We start from the raw sequence: 17,364 nt of genomic DNA on the forward strand, positions 1-17,364 counted from the left end.
CTATAAGCGTAGCATATGCCAATTGCTGGGGAGTTGCAAGTCACAGTCGGGGCAGAAGTTCGTTCACGATCGCGTAATAAATCAAGATACTTGTCGAGAGCGTATATCCGATGAATAAAAGGGGTGTGAATTTAGGTTTCATGCGTCGTTCGATCAAGCGTAGCGAACCGATGGTGACGACAAGAGCGACGACCGGACTGAATCCGAATACGACGATATCTAAGGATGTCACGACATCTTCTGGAAACACGAGATGAAAGACAAAAAGTGAGAATAAGTACCACGATGTATAGGATAGACAAACGAAGAAGAGGAAAGCAGCTAGTTTCCGCATCCCGTTTGATTGGCTTTTTTCCATCTGTTGCATGTCGTTCCTCCTACATAAGTATCAGATATCCTTAATAGTAACTGGAACTATTCGCTTAAAATATTCAAATATGAATATCCGACAAAAAACGACAAAAAGTTTTTTTCTCGACAATTAAAAAAAGCAAGATCCACGGTCAAGTGAACCTTGCTTCAGCCCTTAGAGAGCAGGTGTTTCGACTTGGTACATCGTCGCAAGACCTGCCACCTTGTTCTTGAATGTCTCCCGCCGTTCGACAGGCGCGATGATTTCCGCCTGGTTGCCGAACTGAATCAGCCACATCATGAAACCGTCGGAAAAGAGCGCATCGACCTTGACCTCGAACCAGAGGTCATCGAGACGACGGCAGCGGATATCCGTTCCGAACCGGTCGACGACGGTTGGCATCAAACTCTCCTGGAATTTAAGCGTCAATTGCTCGTTCTCTCCCCCGTACATGTTGAACATGTTACTTAAGTAACTCGGCTCGACATGGACCGGTTCTTCCATCGGTTCGAACGCTTTACAATCGACGATTCGGTCGACTCGGTACGTTCGGATCTCTTTGATCCGCTCATCGCGTCCAATCAAATAGTAATTTCCGTTATCCATCAACAGATGAGCCGGAGAAACGAGGTAATGCTCGCCATCCTTCCGTAACTCGAACTTCCGCGTCCGTTCATTAAACTTTCCTTGGTACTGGAAACTGATGACGAACCCATCGCTAATTGCTTTCTGGATCGTATCGATCGAGCGCGACGTCATTCCTTTTGGTTTTTTGACAGTATGTAGCACCGGTTGGAGTGACTCCGCCATCTTGTCACTCGTCAACGACTGAATCGTCTTAACGAGCGACGTCGTCTCACTTTCCGAGATGAACTTCGCACTGGCGATGGCATCGACGAGCAATCGGAGCTGATGATGCTCAAAGGGACGACTGACGAGATGATACGGAATGGCAAGTCCATTCTTCGTCTCTTCCGCCACGACGTCAAAACCTGATTTGGCAAGTGCCGCAATATCATCCTTCAACGATTTTCGGGATAGCTTCTCGATCAGTCCTCGTTTCGAGAGTTCCATGCTCAATTCTTCAAGCGTCAACGTATGGTCTTCATCCGACTGACGTTCGAAGATTTCTCGTACAGCAAGTAAGCGGTCACGGTTCGTTAATTTTTCGTTAGACACTACGCATCCTCATTTCCTAAGTCACAATGGTTTGGTTATACTTTACAGTATACATGAAAATAAACACGAGATTAACAATAAAATGGTAAAAATTAAGAGATAGGAGAATTTGGATGCATTATATCGCAGAATGGAATGGTCAGCGCTTTGATTACCGAGATAGCGGGAGCGGTCCCGTCATTCTTTTGATTCATGGTACGCAGTCGGATTACCGGGAGGTCTACCATGTCGAAAAGTTAATCACGGCAGGATATCGTGTTATCGTACCGTCACGTCCGGGATACGGAAGAACACCACTTCAGCTCGCAGATAGTCCAGAGGCGCTTGCAACGTTCTACGCTGGGTGGCTTGCTTCCCGCCAGATTGAACAGTACACCGTTTACGGCATCTCTGCCGGTGGACCGACGGCAATTGCACTTGCTGGAATGGATCCAGGCGTTCATGCCCTCGTCTTAGCGTGTGCGATGACGCACCGGATCTCGCTGCCGTATCACCGTCTTTTGATCCAACCGGTCTTACAACGTCCCCTGCAGTTCATCCAGTGGGGGCTTTGGACGTATGTGAAGGATAAGATTCGTAAGTTTCCTGAAGAAGCAGCGGTGCGGATGGTCGAGATGACGAGTCTGTTACCACGTGAAACGATCCGTACCCACATTAGTGAGACGGATGCGTCGTTATTATATGAGGTTGGTCTTCAAAATGGTCCTGGGCGAGGTGTCTTGTTTGATATCACGCAAGACTTAGAACGAGAACGGCTTGAAGCCGTCACGTGTCCCGTCTTGATCGTCCATTCGAAGTCAGACCGTGCTGTTCCGTTCGAGCATGCGGAACACGCACGACGGAGCATTCCTCACGCGCAGTTCATTGAATCGAAAAGTCCCGGTCACCTGATTTGGATCGGTCCATCCGCGCGTCGGGATGAACGGATGATCGAACGGTTCATCGCTTTTAATCAGATGACTTGAAGGCGGAGCCGCATTTTTAGCTTCTCATCATCCTCCTCGATCGCAATCAGACCACGACGCGTTAGTTCACCAATCGCACGACGCGTCCGGTCTTGATTAAGTCGGGCACAGCGGGCAATCTCAGCGATGCCCATCCGACATGACAGTTGGTTCGCCTTGATCTTTGATGAAGGCTTCGCGACGGAGCGTTGTAAGAGGCGCCAAAAGACGTGACGGGCATCCTCTGATAAAGCATAGGCATTTTTCTCGATCACCGGTGGCATGTAACGAACGTCTTCTCGAATCCGGCGAATCAGATAGAGACTAAGCCATTCTTCGAGCTCCGCTTGAATTCGTGAGAATTCGAACCACCAAAGCTGCTCGAGTGCCTCCTCTTCTTTCGTCGCCAGTTGCCAGCTAGCAGGAATCTCATCAAACTCTTCCTCGAGCCAGTCTTCGTAGTCGAGTGCCGTCTCATACAAGACTTGTGACGGGATCTGCTCGAGTGACGTCCGATGTTTATAGATATCAAAGCTCATCCGTCGAAAATGTTCGACGGATGCAGCCACTTGGCTCAAATGAATCAATTGTTTCGTAATGAGTCGCGCCAGTCCATCCATCTCGAGGTGGATGGCATATAAGTGTTTTTCTAGCGCAATGAGCGTGCTTCTCTCCATTCGACCGTTCCTCCCCTATTTGTTTTTCGTCTTCTTGTCTTTTTCCGCAAAACCCTTATTCAAAACCAATTGTGAGCATATCGGTGTATTGACAGTGCAGTTTGGAATAGAATAGAACAATCGAATTCAAAAGGAGATGCACGATATGTATACGATTTTTGGTAGCTCACGTAAAGGAAACAGTGAATGGCTCGGGGAACAAGCATTGAAAGGAATCCCTCATGTTGCTGTCGATTTGGCGAACGTCTCGATTCAGCCGATTGAAGACCGCCGTCATCATGGAGGCTTTTTACCGATTGGCGATGACTATCGGCATATTGTCGAAGAAATGCTTGAACACGATGACATCCTGTTCATCACTCCGATTTATTGGTACTCGATGTCGACGAAGATGAAATTATTCATCGATCGATTCAGCGAGTCACTGCGCGACGAAGAGCTCGACTTCAAAAGCCGGATGGCGGGGAAACGATTCCACTTGATCGCGGTCGGAGGAGACAATCCACGCGTTAAAGGACAAGCGCTCGTCACGCAGTTCGAGCATATCGCATCGTTCCTTGGCGCGACGCTTGAGACAGCGATTCTTGCCGAAGGAAATGCACCAGGTGAGGTCGAGTACGATCAAGAAGCGATTGCCGCAATCGAGGCGTTTCGTGAAAAAATGTCAGGAGCACGTGTTTAAGCACTGTTCGTGAAGGGAAATAACTAAAGCAGAGCGCACGACTATCTAGCGTACGACTCAATTCAGGAGGTGGTCAGCCATGTTCGCATCTAAAAAACGATCGAATCGCAAGTGGAAACAACTGACTTCACGCCAGCATATCCTTCATCTTGAACATCTGTATCAATCACGCGAAGAGACGATTGTTCGTGATCGCCTCTCCTTACAACACATCATGGAACGTGCAGTCCGGACCGGACAGACGGTCCACGTCCGATTAAAACAACTCGATACGGTATCCGGTTCGATCCAAGCGATTTTTCATGACCGCGGAACGATTGAACTCGTCACATCGACAGGTATGCGCCGGATGGTGCGAGCGTCGGACGTCATCGATATCCAGTGGACGACAACCTAACAGCATGTAACCCCTTCTCGACTAGAGGAGGGGTTTTTGGTTTACATGAGTCCTTTGCCACCGAGCGGGTGGTCTTCGAGCACGCGTTCAACATGCTCGAGCAACGGACGCGCTTGCGTAATCAAACGCCGCGTTACCGGTAACTCTAAAGACGCGAGGTGTGCAGCGGCATCCGTCCAGATTTCACGGACATGTAGCACATCCGGTTCGTCAGAACTACTGATGATGTAGTGTAGACAACTCGGATGAGTTTCTAAAGAAGCCGCAGCTTCAAGTAACAGGGCGATGACGTGGTCGCGTTGTCCGGCTTGAGTCGTAAATGTCGTCCATAATCCATACATCAAGAGGTACCTGATAATGGACGGATTTCTGCGCGCCAACCGTAAGATTCCCCTTCTGCGACTTGAGTCGTCGGATGAAGGGAAGCCAGTTCCATCGCATGATCCAAATCACGTGCTTCAAAGACAATCAAACTGCCAATCTGCTCTCCATGCGTTCGATCCGGCTCTACATTCTTCTGTACGACCCCATCCTGCCAGTAAAATGCTTGTGTCGTAAGTCCCGGGTGCCAGTCTGATAGGACATCGACTTGTTCATTGAAGGTGTTCATCAACGCATCACAACGCGACATCAAAGCATCGATCTCTTCCTTCGATAAAGCATCCATCCGCTCAGCATCGTAATAACCGACATATAAGAATTGCATTGTCTTTCCTCCTCTCAATTTTCCCATTCCCTTCCATGAGAAGGCTAAACAAAAGCCTCCTGTCTCTACGCTGAGAAACAGGAGGCTTATGTATCATTCATCTTTTAACTTGACGTTTTGATCGGCTGGTAACGTCGTCGTCGTTTCCTCGTCTTCAAGTTTTGGTACGCCAGCACCATAATCGGTTGCTTCATCCGTCACGTAAGACGCCGCGAACGCTGGATTCAGTAAATCGGACTTCGAACCGACGATGACGATCCGCCCGTGTCGGACTTCATCTTCTAGATCCTCAGCGACATCCTTCGTCATGCCAAGCTCGGACAATTGAGCAATCCGATCATTACGGTTACTGCGGACGGCTGATAATAACGTCTCGAAGAATGACTTCTTCGTTACGCGGTACGGTAACGTCTGCGTGTCATTCGCGATCCGTTCCGCGAGTTCTTCGTCTTTCGCAAAGATGTAAATCTGTTTATTCGAATAGCCACTTGATTTGAGGCTCGTCACTTCTGCGTCGACAGCGGTCATGTTTCGTACGATGCGTGTTTCAAGCATAAAAATCCCTCTCTTTCATGCAGCAAGCTGCTGATAAGAAGTTATACCCGAAACATAATAGTTGAAACCTGAAATTGAAAAATGGATCAAGCAGCAGTCTGGATTTCTGCTGTGCGCCGCTTTTGCCAGATCGTAAACAAGGCAATCAGAATCATCAGGACGACTTGCGGGATAAGCGTCTCGAGCGTTGGGTAGAAACCAATCCAGCCGGCGGTTCCGAGTCCATTGATCGGATGAATCGGTAAGACGTTCGTCAGCTGCAACGCGTGCAGACTCGTACCAAGAATCTTGAACGCCATCACATAAATCAACCAGGACGCGACTTGGAACAGACGATGAATCGGTAAACGAATACCAATCTGAATGACCGCATACGAGACGAGACCGATGATGATGATCGCGAGACCGATTCCGGATAACAAGGCAGTTTTCGTCATCGCTGGTGCCATTCCGATATAAAATAACAACGTCTCGGCGCCTTCTCGGAAGATCGTCAAGAAGCTGACGAAGAACAAGGACGTCGTCGAAAGCGTCGACAAAAAGTGTTTTCGTTTGGCGACGGCGCTTTTCGAGTGCAACCAGTAGCCGACGAACAACATGACAACGACCGCGACGATTCCTGTGTAGCCTTCGATTTGTTCCCGACCTGTCGCTGCGAACGAGGCCTGAAAAACGGTCTGGAGGATGAGCGCTAACAGACCGCTTGCGATCAGACCAAGCCCAGCGCCTGCCCAAACCTTCCCTTCTTGTTTCGATCGACTTTTCCGCGCGAAGGCAACAAGCGCACTGACGATCAATAATGCTTCGAGACCTTCCCGCAGCATGACGAGCATTGCATCGACGAACGTATAATGCGTCTTCGTTTGTAATTGTGCGATAGCATTCTCAAACGACTGGAGTTCTTGTGCCGTTTTTTCCCGAGTTTCCGGCGTCAGTCGGGCAAGTAACAGTGGTACGTCTGATTCAAGCTGGGAATAGAGCCCTTCATTACGTGTCCGGACCTCACCTTCCGCTCGCGGCCAAGTCTTGAGAAATGCTTCTAGCGCTTCTTTTGCTTCCGGCAGATCATTTGCAGCTAGCGCGGTTTGCGCCTCCTCGAGTGGCGTCAGCAGCGACTGCAGTCCCGTTTTCTTCGCCTGGACTTTCTCTCCGTCGAGGAAAGACTGAACGGCCGTATCGAACTGATCAAGTGCGGCTTTCCATTCCTTCGTATCCGCGGAATCACGCGCCGCCGCGATCCGGATCGACGCAAGTGCCATCTCGATGTTGCCATAATGACCGACACTGTCGTTGCGAACAAGACTCTCGTGCGTCGCCCATGCGGTCAACAACCGTTGCTCCGCTGCCGGACGATCGCTCGCCTTGACCTGCCGCATCTCTTTCGTCAACGAAAGCAATTGCTTCACTTTTGCTTTCGCAATCGGGTCCGTCTTCGGTTTCGTTGCTTCTTCCTGCTTCCGGACAGCAGCAGAGAGTGCTGTCAGTTGCTCGCGGACTTCCGGAAACGTTGCCGACCGTTTCGCATCGACCTGTTTGACGGCTTTCGTGATTGCCGCTTGTTGATCAGGTAAGTCTTGAGCAGCTTGTCCTAGTTCATCAATCGCTTGATTCAGTGCTGCGCGATCTTTACTTGCGACGGCAGACAGGGCTTGTCCGATCGTGACATAGAGATCATCCGTCGAAGCAGCATGGACAGGCACCGTTTGTTGACCAGCTACAAGAAATACAAGTACAAGGACGAGATTACGCAAATAACGCATCACCGATGTAGCCTCCTTTCGAGATTCCACCGAAGCAAGCGAAGATGGCACTTCCACGGTGCGTGATGTATTCATTCAATCGGTCCTGTGCGGCAAGACGGCGCTGAATCTCGATGAATTGTTTCGGTGAACGCTGATACGATAAGAAGAGTAGACCCGCATCAAGGGCACCTGTCTTCTCATCGATGCCGTCTTGATACGAGTAGGAACGGCGTAAGATCGCTGTCTTTCCGTCCCCGTGCGCGACAGCGGTATGCGAGTCAACCGGTAAGGCAGCTTCGCCACGAGCTTGTCGTTTCGCCGGTGTGACGGAAGCGAATTCGTCTGTTGAGCCGAGCGGAGCTCCGGAAGCACGTTCGCGCCCGAAGGTCCGTTCTTGCTCTTTTAGGATCGTCCGGTCCCAGACTTCGAGATGCATCTGGATGCGACGGACGACAAGGAACGAGCCGTTCGTCAACCACGGTGTACCGTCTTGCCACTGACAAAAGACCGATTCTTTCCGGACTTGCTTCTTCGAGACGTCAGGATTCCCCGTGCCGTCCTTGAAGCCGAAAAGATTGCGCGGCGTCCCACCAGAGGCATCTGCTGCTTTACTGCGCTGGAAACCAGCTTGGGACCAACGCATCGCGACCGTCCCGCGCCCGACACGGACGAGGTTACGGATCGCATGGAAGACGACTTGGGCATCATCACCACAGACTTGGACGACGAGGTCGCCTCCACTCCATTTTTCGTCCAGACGATCGAGGTCGAACGCCGGCAGCGGTTGAAGTGCATCCGGTCGTTTATGACGGATGCCGAAGCGACCGTCAAACAGACTTGGACCGCACCCGAACGTAAACGTCAAGTGACCGGCCGATAGTCCGTCCGCTTCCCCCGTATCTTCCGGTGGCACGTAACGGGAGTCGGAATCGCCGTATGGTAACCCGGCAGCAAGTCTGGCACATAACCGCGTCCAGCGTTTTAATAAATCGACCAATTCATCGCGGCGCTCCGTCTTGATATCAAACGCCACGACTTGGACGTGATTTTGTGGTGGTGTCAGAATTCCCGCTTGATACGTCCCGTAGAACGGCTCTTGATCACTTGCTTCAACAGTCAATGTCCGTGGAAGAAACTTCTCAAGACCACTGGCATACAGGGCGGCCCCGAGACTCGTCAAGCCTGCGACCTTCAGGACGTCACGCCGCGTGACGCCTTCTTGGATTGGTTTCATGCTTATCCCTCCAGTACGATGCCCATCTTCGAGAGCGGTTCCGCGAGTTCATTGATGGCGACACTCATCTGTTTGACGTCTTGTTTCGAGAGACTCGTATAGAGAACATAGCCGTCACCCTGTTTCTTCGCATCGAGTAACGCGTGGACATCCTTGAAGCGAGCAGCAATCTCTTTTGATAACGCCGCATCTTGTTTTTTTAGCGCCGGGTTTAACAGTTCGTAAATCTTTTCAGCCCCTTCGACGTTTGCCGCGAAGTCATATAAATCGGTATGCGAATAACGGTCTTCTTCCCCTGTCACTTTTGACGTCGAGACTTCGTTCAATAGATCCGTCGCCCCCGTGACGAGTAATTCTGGTGTCACCTCGACCGTCTCGACCTTTGCCCGCAGTAAGTGGACGTCCTTCATCAATTGTTTCGCGTATGCTTCATAACCTTTTGTCGTTCCCTTTTCGAATAATCCTTGCTCGATCCGGTGGTAGCCACCCCACTCCGACGCTTTCACGTCGCCTGCTCGCGCATCGATCTTCGGATCAAGGTCACCGAATACTTCCGCGATTGGTTCTGCGCGTTCGTAATACATCCGCGTCGGTGCGTACAACGCTTTCGCTTCTTCAAGCTTTCCCGCTTGTACGGCATCCGTGAACTTTTCCGTCTCGCGGACGAACGTATCGATTTCGTTGATCGCATACGTCCGGTAATCCGTGACGACCTGGTCAAAATTCGTCTTTTTCGGTGCTGGTGTCTCCGCTTGTTTCGCTTCACTGCAACCTGCTAAAACGACGGCGAGCGCCCCTGTCATCAATAATACTTGTTTCATGTATAGTTCCCCCTGTTACTAATTAAGTCAGTTCCTTAAATAGTATAGACGACAATGATAATCGTTATCAATAAAAATTTTTGAGCAATTAAAAACGCTTGAACCGGTTCATTTCAACCGATTCAAGCGTTTTGTCAGGCTTGTTCTTTGCGTTTTTTGAAGTACGTCCGTGAAATGATGAACGTGACGATTCCGAAGCCAATGAAGACGAATGCTTTTTGGAATAAGCTCAGGAACGACAAATCGAATAGTAAAAGCTTGACGGCACTGATAGTCAGTAGCAACAACCCGGATAATCGCCACGTCGACGACGTCCGCATCCGACCAATCGCGACAAGGACGAGTGCGAGGACGATATAGGCCGCGGACAACGTCGTACTACGCGCCGTCTCTTCAAGACCGCGGTAGAATGGTAACTCCATGATGATCAACGTGTATGTCGTAAAGACACCGATTGCAGCTAAGACGAGGACAAGTTGCCACGACCCTTTCCAAACCGGATCACGATGTGTCTGAACGAGGAGCAAGACGAATGCCGTCGAAGCAATGACCATCGCGAGCACCGTCAACGCATACGACAGCCCTATGCTTTGATAAGATTCATAATCAACGACGGCTGAAAAGATAAAGACGACATACAACCCGACGTTAAACAACCGTTGATGCGGCATTCGCGCCCGCGGAACGAACCAAAATGCGGCGATCAACCCGGCAATCAAGAAGTAGCGCAGTTGATACGTCCAGCTGAGGGCATCTGCCGGAATCAAGAGGACAGCGACGAGTAAGGCGACGTGACCGACGCCGTTTTGAGCCGGATCCTTTAATCGATCCGCAAGCACGTAGGCAATTCCGGCGAACAGAATCGCTACAAGCGTCCCGAACGACCAATCGAGGATCAGTAACGTCAGTAAGACGACAATCCCGGCAAGCCAGCTTGGCACGTTTGGCTGAAACTGGATGCGTCGTCCGACGAACGATGTCGCACCGTAACCGAAGAATGTCGCAAGTAAGAGAGACCATTCATCAAGTCGTGGTACCTGTTCATCAAGCCAGTAGAGCTCTAACGAGAGTAGGCCGAACGCGAGTGCGATCGTAAAGATCACCCAAGCGAAGACGAACGCTTTTTTGGCCTTCAGTCGGTCAACCGCAAAGAAGATCGCTGCGAACAGGACGACTTCGTACAATAAGAAGAGCGGTAAGTTCGGGTCGTCCGATAATTGTAGATACGGTAATAAGAAACCGGTGATGGATACGAGGACGAGCAAGGCTTGCGATCGCATCCAGAGCATCAGACCGTACGCGATGAAGACGACGACGAGCTCAAGTAAGAAGGCTAAAGACGGTGGATAGAATTGATATAAGGCCATCCCGGCGAACAGTGCCGCCAACGCGACGATCGTACCGGTCGCGACGAGTCCGACCCCGAGCTCACGTCGTTTCTTCTCATACTGGTATTCTCCAAGGGCGATGACGAGTAGACCGATCAAGACCCCACTTCCGATGCGGACAGGCGGACTGATCAGACCGGCAACCGAGGCGTAGGAGAACAGGAACAAGGCTCCGAGTGCAGCGAATATCGCTCCAATCCGGGGTAACCAAACGGTCGCGATGACCTGTTCCCATTCTTCGCGGGAGCGTTTTTCCTTAAATGTTGGTGGAGGAACAACCGGTTTTCGTTTCGTATAAGCAGGGCGTGGAGCTGGGCGAGCGACTGTACTTACTTCTGGTTCGCTCGGTTCAGGTGCGACAGGCGAAGTGTGCTGTCCTTCAAGGGCAGCTACTCGTTGTCGTAACGCCGCGACCTCCTGCTCGAGACGCGTGATCCGTGGATCTTCCATCTCTTCACTTCCTTTCATAGATACATTGTCATTCTTTTACACACCTAGCAGGTGAACTCCTTCATTTTACAGTAGATTTCGTATCGATATGCCTGAAAATGACAAAAATCCGGTCGCGTGGGAGCGACCGGATGAGGGTTTAACGAACAGATAACGCATATTGTCCCGTTTGATTGAAAACGGATGTGAACTGCGAGCGACTGACACTGTACTTGCCGCGGTATGGGTCCGAGACGTAGAACGAACCGCTTGAGACACCTGTCACGAGCATGACGTGATAGTTCCGGTAACCAGTAAATGTTTTACCGTCCGGTTTGATCCAAGAGAAGTAGCCATATGGATTCTTGAAATCGACCGTTGCCCAGACGATGACCGGGTTACCGCTACGAATCTCACTCTCAATTTTCGAGACGCCTTGTTTCGAGATATCAACGGCACCACTGCGGTATTTTTTCGCAAGTGGTAGGATCCCTTTCGGATAGATGCCCCAGTTCTTGTAGTAATCGAGCGTTCCGGCTGGATTCCCCGTGAACATTTTTTCTGGATCTGCCCAGTAATACTTTCCGTTCTTATACGTCGCGTTCTTCATGCTTTTCGGCATTTGATTATAGAGTGACGCAGCAGAGACGGCTTTTTTCTTGTATTCGAGTGCCATCTTCAACGAGACGAACTCACAACCAGATGGATACCCGAGTGAATATTGGTTGTAGTACGGAACATTTAACTTTTTCGTCGTCGTCGATGGTTTTGACTTCGAAACGTATTGCGTCGAGATATAGCGGTAGCTTCCCTTGTAGAGAATCCGTGTCCAGCTCCCTGACGTGCCGTATGTCGCAACGGCAACCCCTTTATTCAGCTGTCCTACGACTTTATACTTCGTTCCAGCACCCGTCCGGACGTTGAGTGTGCCGACCGTCGTATACTTCGTTCCCGTCGACGTATATTTCGACGAGGACGATTTGACGTAGTTCTTGTGTATGTAGCCTGTGCGGGATTTGTAGCTGATTTTATACCAGCTGCCGGACGTTCCCTTTGATGTGTAGACGTTCCCTTTGTAGACGTTACCGAGAATCTTACTCGATGTCGACGGTTTCTCGCGGACGCGCAAGACATCCGTCGTCACGGTCAATTTCGTCGCGGCCTCAGCGATCAACGAAGGGCTGAGTACCCCAACGATGACAGCCGCTACGAGCAATGCGGATAAGAATCGTTTCATGATAGACCCCCTATGTTTTGATTTGGTGAGACATTCCCTTATTCCCAACTTTTTGAAAAAATAATCAACATTTCTTTAGAAAAATCTGAAAAATAAGGAATGCACCTGTTCTTTATATCAAAAAAACCCGACCATGCCTATGGGCACAGTCGAGTTGTCATCAACCTGCAATCAAATTAAAATTTAATTTTGGATCGTCAAGATATAAGGTGACGGTTGCGCAAAAGCTTGTTCGAGCAGGTGGGCAACAAACAAGGTATCCTCTTCTTTCACCGGAAGCGGTGCATCTTCGACGATACTGCGGTAAAAGGCGCGATACATTTTACCGTAATCACCAACAGGACTCGGGATTCGGACGTCTTGCAGATGACCGTGTTCATCGTGATAGATCAAACGCCCATAATCGTCTTCTGAATCCTCACCGAACCCCTCTTCTCCCGGGAAGTAGTTCGCTTTCAGGTCGAGCTCTTGCCGGTCGACGTGTTGTTTGATGAACGTCCCGTTCGTGCCGTGTAACATCCACCGGGGTGCCGGGGCAAGTGCGACATGACTCGTCCGGACGCTGACCTTGAGCTCCGGATAATAGAGATCAATCGCAAACGCGTCGTCTGGATTATGAGGCAGTCGAACACTGCGCACGTCAAAGGCGACCTTGTCCGGTTTTCCGAACAAAGCGATGATTTGATCGAGCGTATGGACGCCGAGTCCGTAAAGCGCACCGTTTTCGTGACGCGCATCAGCTGACGCCGCTTCTGGGCGGAATAGATCAAATTGCGAGACGACCTCGACGAGACGACCAAGTTTCCCGGAACGGATGATTTGCGCGACGACTTGGAAGTCGCTGTCGTAACGTCGGTTTTGATAGGCGAGAATCTTGACGCCTTGCGCATGTGCTTCTGCAAATAGACGCTTCGTCTCCTCTTCCGTCACCGTAAATGGTTTTTCGACGAGAACGTGCTTTTGATGTTGCAGCGCGAGCAACGCGTATTCGAAATGTGTCGCCGGTGGTGTATTGATGACGACGACATCAAGTGCCGGGTCAGCGAGCATTTCGGACAGATCCGTCGTAAAACGGGCATCCGGCAGTCGATCCTGATAGGATGCGAACAGCTCCGGTTTTTCCTTCCGATTGTAAATCCAGGTGACGTGATAGTTGTCCTCGATCATCACGTACGGTAAATGGTAACGGGTCGTACTTTTGCCAAAGCCGATGAAGCCGATATTCAATCGCATCCGATCACTCCTTGAACCGTTCTTTTTCTATTACCATACCAAACGAAACGACCGTTGTCTTGATTGAACCGCTTCAGGCTGTCGCTTCGATGCGTTCATACTCATAAATCGAGAAGCCGTCCCGTGTTCCTTGATAGACGAATCCGAAGGACGTGTAATATGCATTGAGAAACTCGTTTGAAGCGACACAATCGAGTCGTAGGATTTCTCCTTCATCCTCTGTCACAGCAATCGCGTGTTCCAGCAATTTCCGACCGACCCCGCGTCCTTTGGCGCGGTCGCTGACGACGATTCGATGGATATACAGACCTTCTACATCATCCCACAAGGATTGATCCCATTCGAGCGAAGGAAGCAGGGCAACGGAACCAAGCAGCTCGTTCTGATCCTCAAAGACATACAGGCGGCCGGCTTCTAAATCTCGCGCGACGAGTTGTTCGATGTCTTGCTCCAGATAAGCAGACCACTGGCTACTGCCACTGGCTTTGAGGGAGAGCGCTTTTTGCTCAAGTAGGGTTGCGATGTTTCGAACGTCTTTTGATGTAGCTTGTCGTATCATGTTATTCCTCCTGTTACAAAAAAATTCTTCTCTATCCTAACGAATGTACAGCGAGAAGAAAACCTTTTTGCTTCAAGATTTCACGTTTGCCCATTATTTTGTGATTTTTTTCATATTCCACAATTTTATTTCAATGTAACGTATCCTTTAGGAGTGATCTGACCCCCAGTCGTCACAACGGATAAACGACCGGCTTCCCACGAGCCGGTCGTTTTTTGTCGTTCAGGCGAGTTCAACCCAGCGACGCGACAAATTCCGTGCTTGCGCCCGGTACTCGTCGTCTTCGACGATCGGATTACTGAGTCGTGGAGCGGAATCTGCATAGTAGCCGCCGTTATCGAGCGGATCGTCGGTCGTTGCGAGATAGAGTGCCGTCTTCGCGCCGTATTCTGGTGTATAGAGTTTTCCGGTCCAGTATCCGACTTGCGCGACCGGTTTGAGTAACGTCTTCATCACTTTGCCGTACTTGCCGCGATAGAACAGATCCGTATTGACGATCCCCGGGTGGACGCTGACGAACGTGATCCGGTCGCCGTGCTTTTCAGCCAGTTCACGCATATGAATCATTTGCAGGAGCTTTGATTCGCGGTAGGAACGCATCGGGCTATAGTGTTCTTTTTTGACGTGGGCGATCGCTTCGAGTTCGACGTCGGTCCGAATCAAACCGCCTTCACCTGCGAGCGACGAAATCGAGATGACACGCGGATCGTTCCCTTTCTCAAGTAACGGCAATAAGCGCTCGATCAAATAGAAATGACTCAAGTAGTTGACCTGGAATTGTGATTCGAAGCCGTCCTTCGTGACATGATACGGCGGTACCATGACACCGGCGTTTAAAATCAAGCGGTCGATGCGACCGACTAAATCAAACAGACGATCCGCGAAGCGACGGACGGAATCCAGTTGATCGAGTTGAACGATCTCGATTTCCAGGTGCGTATGCGATACACCATGTTCCCGCAGTAGTTGCACGAGTGCCGTCGCTTTTTTCTGCGAACGGACGGTAGCGATGACCCGATCTCCTCGCTCCAATAATTCTTGAATCGTGACCATCCCCATGCCGGAGTTGGCACCCGTGACGATACAGATGTTCATCCCTTTTCCTCCTTGTGTTCCGTATTGAACGCATATAGTTCTGCTTCTAGTTTTCCTTTTTCTTTTCGTTTGTACACCTCGTTTTGACGTTATTTTTCGAAATTTTCAAAAAGTAACGTATACTAAAAGGAGAACATGTTATCACGAAAGAGGTGGTCGGATGGAAGAAGGGACGATCTTATTCGTCGCAGGAACGTTACTATTGATTGCGATCATCACGACGAAGTTTGCCGTCCGGTTAAATGTACCGACGTTGATCCTGTTCGTCGTCGTCGGGATCGTGGCAGGGTCAGATGTCACAGGAATCATCAACTTTGGTGATTTCGAGCAAGCTCGTCTTTTTGGGACGATGGCGCTCGTTCTGATTCTGTTTGACGGTGGCTTGCATACGAAATGGGTACACTTCCGGAAAATTCTCCCCGCTGCCCTGTCGCTTGCGACCGTCGGGGTCCTTGCAACGACCGGGATCATTGCCATCGTTGCGTATCTATTACTTGATTTTTCTTGGCCGGTCGCGTTATTGATCGGCGCGCTCGTCGGCTCGACTGATGCGGCTGCTGTTTTTTCCCTGCTCAGTGGACGACCGGTCGATGCCAAAGTCAAACATACGCTCGAAGCGGAGTCCGGAACGAATGATCCGATGGCCGTCTTCCTGACGATCTTGTTCACATCGTTTGCGTTAGCGCCGGAATCGTTCTCGATCGGTGCGGGTATTCTGTCCTTCATCTACGAGATGGGACTCGGGACGCTAGTTGGTCTTGCGATCGGGTATCTCGTCACGCAACTGCTGAACCGGATTGAGTTGCCATCGTCCGCCCTTTATCCGACGCTTCTGTTCAGCGGTGCTCTCTTCTCGTATGGTCTCGCGACGATTTTGCACGCCAGTGGGTTTCTCGCTGTCTATTTGACCGGGATCTGGATCAACAATCATGACATGATCTACCGCGAGACGCTCAAACGATTCAGTGGCAGCTTGTCGCATTTAGCAGAGATCGGCATGTTCATCATGCTCGGATTGCTCGTCTTTCCAAAACAATTGCTCGATCCCCGGACATTGTTCGTCTCGGCTGTCATCGTCCTGACGTTGATCCTGCTCGCTCGTCCACTTGCCGTCGTCTTGTCGTTGCTTCCGTTTCGGTACACGGTCAAAGAACAGAGTGTCATCACGGCAGCCGGATTACGGGGCGCCGTTCCGATCATTCTCGCGACCTATCCGCTTTCAAGCGGTCTCGCGGAAGCACCACTTCTTTTCAATATCGTCTTCTTCACCGTCATGACGTCTGCTCTCTTGCAAGGAACAGCCTTACCGTGGATCGTCCGGCGAATGGGGCTAGAGACACAGCCCGACACGACGGTCGAACCGTTCCTGAAATTCATGACCGTCACCCATCCGCAAGCGGAAATCATCGAGGTCAGGGTCTCGACAAACAGTGTGATTGCCGGAAGAACGTTACAGGATATCGAGATGCCCCAAGATGTGCTCGTCGTTGCGATCATTCGTGAAGATGAAATTCTGACGCCGCGTGGTCAGACACGTGTCCTCGTAGACGATCAACTGTTGATTTTAACACCTAAACAAGCGGATCAGGACGTGCGACGGCTGATCGCGTCACTCGGAATATAGATCATTTGACACATCCTCCAGTAGGGTGTGTTTTTTTGATGTAGATTGGTATACTCAAAAAGGAAAATAAAGGAGGAACCTTGATGTTGAAACGATTACTTGCCGTCATCTTGACCACCACGCTCGTTTGCACCGTCCTAGCATACATATCCTATACACCGCTCCGAGATCGGACATCGGATACGATGTATGAATCGCTTGGTTCGACATTCATTTCCTACACCTTATTTGCGTTACCCATCATCTTGCTGTCCGGCTTCTTACTCGACTTCCTTATCGGCATGATCATCAACCGGTCATCGACGACATTAGCGTATATGCCGACAGTCCTCGGTTACGGAGTGTACGGTATCGTGATCGCGAGTCTCCTGATTCTCTTGACGACGAAGGACGCATTTGACCTGCCGCTTTCTTTTACGATCGCTGCTCTGACAGCAATGATCTATTACAGTCTGTCCGTCGTCTTTAATCGATTGTCACAGCACGCGCACTAAAAAAACGAACAGGCAC

19 protein-coding genes are annotated in these 17,364 nt (G+C 50.4%); 5 read left to right on the plus strand and 14 right to left on the minus strand.

The window, feature by feature from the left end:
- Positions 1–40: 40 nt before the first annotated feature.
- Positions 41–367, minus strand: coding sequence for a hypothetical protein (locus tag KNQ06_RS06640; RefSeq protein WP_050677942.1), 327 nt, complete (start codon positions 365–367; stop codon positions 41–43).
- Between the two features lie 159 nt (positions 368–526).
- On the minus strand, positions 527–1,531 hold the full coding sequence (locus KNQ06_RS17135) for a helix-turn-helix transcriptional regulator (protein WP_050677941.1): 1,005 nt from the start codon (positions 1,529–1,531) through the stop codon (positions 527–529).
- A 113-nt stretch (positions 1,532–1,644) separates the two neighbouring features.
- On the opposite strand from KNQ06_RS17135, the gene KNQ06_RS06650 reads away from it, so the two are divergent.
- On the plus strand, positions 1,645–2,496 hold the full coding sequence (locus KNQ06_RS06650; protein ID WP_050677940.1) for an alpha/beta fold hydrolase: 852 nt from the start codon (positions 1,645–1,647) through the stop codon (positions 2,494–2,496).
- Here the strand turns inward: KNQ06_RS06650 and KNQ06_RS06655 are convergent.
- On the minus strand, positions 2,484–3,152 hold the full coding sequence (locus KNQ06_RS06655) for a hypothetical protein (protein ID WP_029341707.1): 669 nt from the start codon (positions 3,150–3,152) through the stop codon (positions 2,484–2,486). The genes KNQ06_RS06650 and KNQ06_RS06655 overlap by 13 nt on opposite strands.
- 145 nt (positions 3,153–3,297) lie before the next feature.
- On the opposite strand from KNQ06_RS06655, the gene KNQ06_RS06660 reads away from it, so the two are divergent.
- The gene (locus KNQ06_RS06660) at positions 3,298–3,834 is read left to right on the plus strand and encodes a flavodoxin family protein (protein WP_215147666.1); all 537 of its coding nucleotides are present in this window, start codon (positions 3,298–3,300) and stop codon (positions 3,832–3,834) included.
- 79 nt (positions 3,835–3,913) lie between these two features.
- On the plus strand, positions 3,914–4,231 hold the full coding sequence (locus KNQ06_RS06665) for a hypothetical protein (RefSeq protein ID WP_029341705.1): 318 nt from the start codon (positions 3,914–3,916) through the stop codon (positions 4,229–4,231).
- Positions 4,232–4,272: 41 nt separating this feature from the next.
- Here KNQ06_RS06665 and KNQ06_RS06670 read toward each other — a convergent pair whose 3' ends face one another.
- The 11 genes from KNQ06_RS06670 to KNQ06_RS06720 form a co-directional block, all read right to left on the minus strand.
- Positions 4,273–4,572, minus strand: a complete 300-nt coding sequence (locus KNQ06_RS06670; protein WP_251133487.1) for a putative quinol monooxygenase — start codon at positions 4,570–4,572, stop codon at positions 4,273–4,275.
- Positions 4,572–4,937: a YciI family protein gene (locus tag KNQ06_RS06675; protein ID WP_149427365.1), complete on the minus strand. Its 366-nt coding sequence runs from the start codon at positions 4,935–4,937 to the stop codon at positions 4,572–4,574. Before KNQ06_RS06675 ends, KNQ06_RS06670 begins: the two co-directional genes overlap by 1 nt.
- Positions 4,938–5,030: 93 nt before the next feature.
- On the minus strand, positions 5,031–5,492 hold the full coding sequence (locus tag KNQ06_RS06680; RefSeq protein WP_023468312.1) for a YflT domain-containing protein: 462 nt from the start codon (positions 5,490–5,492) through the stop codon (positions 5,031–5,033).
- Positions 5,493–5,578: 86 nt separating this feature from the next.
- Positions 5,579–7,252: an FTR1 family protein gene (locus tag KNQ06_RS06685; RefSeq protein WP_215148258.1), complete on the minus strand. Its 1,674-nt coding sequence runs from the start codon at positions 7,250–7,252 to the stop codon at positions 5,579–5,581.
- Positions 7,236–8,468: an iron uptake transporter deferrochelatase/peroxidase subunit gene (gene efeB, locus KNQ06_RS06690; RefSeq protein WP_251133488.1), complete on the minus strand. Its 1,233-nt coding sequence runs from the start codon at positions 8,466–8,468 to the stop codon at positions 7,236–7,238. The genes KNQ06_RS06685 and efeB overlap by 17 nt, the downstream gene beginning before the upstream one ends.
- Before the next feature lie 2 nt (positions 8,469–8,470).
- Positions 8,471–9,289, minus strand: coding sequence for an iron uptake system protein EfeO (gene efeO / locus KNQ06_RS06695; RefSeq protein ID WP_214723197.1), 819 nt, complete (start codon positions 9,287–9,289; stop codon positions 8,471–8,473).
- 134 nt (positions 9,290–9,423) lie between these two features.
- Positions 9,424–11,127, minus strand: a complete 1,704-nt coding sequence (locus KNQ06_RS06700; protein ID WP_149427362.1) for a DUF2339 domain-containing protein — start codon at positions 11,125–11,127, stop codon at positions 9,424–9,426.
- Between the two features lie 139 nt (positions 11,128–11,266).
- Positions 11,267–12,343 carry a C39 family peptidase gene (locus KNQ06_RS06705; protein WP_058703424.1) on the minus strand — a complete coding sequence of 359 codons (1,077 nt, stop codon included), beginning with the start codon at positions 12,341–12,343 and terminating at the stop codon, positions 11,267–11,269.
- Between the two features lie 183 nt (positions 12,344–12,526).
- Positions 12,527–13,576 (minus strand): oxidoreductase, encoded by a 1,050-nt coding sequence (locus KNQ06_RS06710; protein WP_050677930.1) that lies wholly within the window; start codon positions 13,574–13,576, stop codon positions 12,527–12,529.
- A gap of 73 nt (positions 13,577–13,649) precedes the next feature.
- Positions 13,650–14,135 (minus strand): GNAT family N-acetyltransferase, encoded by a 486-nt coding sequence (locus KNQ06_RS06715; protein WP_064299892.1) that lies wholly within the window; start codon positions 14,133–14,135, stop codon positions 13,650–13,652.
- A 222-nt stretch (positions 14,136–14,357) separates the two neighbouring features.
- Positions 14,358–15,230 (minus strand): SDR family NAD(P)-dependent oxidoreductase, encoded by an 873-nt coding sequence (locus KNQ06_RS06720; RefSeq protein ID WP_023468304.1) that lies wholly within the window; start codon positions 15,228–15,230, stop codon positions 14,358–14,360.
- A 160-nt stretch (positions 15,231–15,390) separates the two neighbouring features.
- Here KNQ06_RS06720 and KNQ06_RS06725 point away from each other — a divergent pair, with 160 nt between their 5' ends.
- A complete protein-coding gene (locus tag KNQ06_RS06725; protein ID WP_149427361.1) occupies positions 15,391–16,854 on the plus strand; it encodes a potassium/proton antiporter in 1,464 nt (487 codons plus the stop codon).
- 83 nt (positions 16,855–16,937) lie between these two features.
- Positions 16,938–17,348 (plus strand): hypothetical protein, encoded by a 411-nt coding sequence (locus KNQ06_RS06730; RefSeq protein ID WP_149427360.1) that lies wholly within the window; start codon positions 16,938–16,940, stop codon positions 17,346–17,348.
- The last annotated feature ends 16 nt before the right edge of the window (positions 17,349–17,364 follow it).

Origin of the sequence: Exiguobacterium sp. s91, from assembly GCF_018618915.1 — a bacterium.
Lineage (GTDB): Bacteria > Bacillota > Bacilli > Exiguobacteriales > Exiguobacteriaceae > Exiguobacterium_A > Exiguobacterium_A abrahamii.

What these genes read in the sequence shown, in the direction of transcription:
- KNQ06_RS06640 (WP_050677942.1), bottom strand. Translation starts at nt 367, where the DNA reads ATGCAACAGATGGAAAAAAGCCAATCAAACGGGATGCGGAAACTAGCT.
- KNQ06_RS06650 (WP_050677940.1), top strand. Translation starts at nt 1,645, where the DNA reads ATGCATTATATCGCAGAATGGAATGGTCAGCGCTTTGATTACCGAGAT.
- KNQ06_RS06655 (WP_029341707.1), bottom strand. Translation starts at nt 3,152, where the DNA reads ATGGAGAGAAGCACGCTCATTGCGCTAGAAAAACACTTATATGCCATC.
- KNQ06_RS06660 (WP_215147666.1), top strand. Translation starts at nt 3,298, where the DNA reads ATGTATACGATTTTTGGTAGCTCACGTAAAGGAAACAGTGAATGGCTC.
- KNQ06_RS06665 (WP_029341705.1), top strand. Translation starts at nt 3,914, where the DNA reads ATGTTCGCATCTAAAAAACGATCGAATCGCAAGTGGAAACAACTGACT.
- KNQ06_RS06670 (WP_251133487.1), bottom strand. Translation starts at nt 4,572, where the DNA reads ATGTATGGATTATGGACGACATTTACGACTCAAGCCGGACAACGCGAC.
- KNQ06_RS06675 (WP_149427365.1), bottom strand. Translation starts at nt 4,937, where the DNA reads ATGCAATTCTTATATGTCGGTTATTACGATGCTGAGCGGATGGATGCT.
- KNQ06_RS06680 (WP_023468312.1), bottom strand. Translation starts at nt 5,492, where the DNA reads ATGCTTGAAACACGCATCGTACGAAACATGACCGCTGTCGACGCAGAA.
- KNQ06_RS06685 (WP_215148258.1), bottom strand. Translation starts at nt 7,252, where the DNA reads ATGCGTTATTTGCGTAATCTCGTCCTTGTACTTGTATTTCTTGTAGCT.
- efeB (WP_251133488.1), bottom strand. Translation starts at nt 8,468, where the DNA reads ATGAAACCAATCCAAGAAGGCGTCACGCGGCGTGACGTCCTGAAGGTC.
- efeO (WP_214723197.1), bottom strand. Translation starts at nt 9,289, where the DNA reads ATGAAACAAGTATTATTGATGACAGGGGCGCTCGCCGTCGTTTTAGCA.
- KNQ06_RS06700 (WP_149427362.1), bottom strand. Translation starts at nt 11,127, where the DNA reads ATGGAAGATCCACGGATCACGCGTCTCGAGCAGGAGGTCGCGGCGTTA.
- KNQ06_RS06705 (WP_058703424.1), bottom strand. Translation starts at nt 12,343, where the DNA reads ATGAAACGATTCTTATCCGCATTGCTCGTAGCGGCTGTCATCGTTGGG.
- KNQ06_RS06710 (WP_050677930.1), bottom strand. Translation starts at nt 13,576, where the DNA reads ATGCGATTGAATATCGGCTTCATCGGCTTTGGCAAAAGTACGACCCGT.
- KNQ06_RS06715 (WP_064299892.1), bottom strand. Translation starts at nt 14,135, where the DNA reads ATGATACGACAAGCTACATCAAAAGACGTTCGAAACATCGCAACCCTA.
- KNQ06_RS06720 (WP_023468304.1), bottom strand. Translation starts at nt 15,230, where the DNA reads ATGAACATCTGTATCGTCACGGGTGCCAACTCCGGCATGGGGATGGTC.
- KNQ06_RS06725 (WP_149427361.1), top strand. Translation starts at nt 15,391, where the DNA reads ATGGAAGAAGGGACGATCTTATTCGTCGCAGGAACGTTACTATTGATT.
- KNQ06_RS06730 (WP_149427360.1), top strand. Translation starts at nt 16,938, where the DNA reads ATGTTGAAACGATTACTTGCCGTCATCTTGACCACCACGCTCGTTTGC.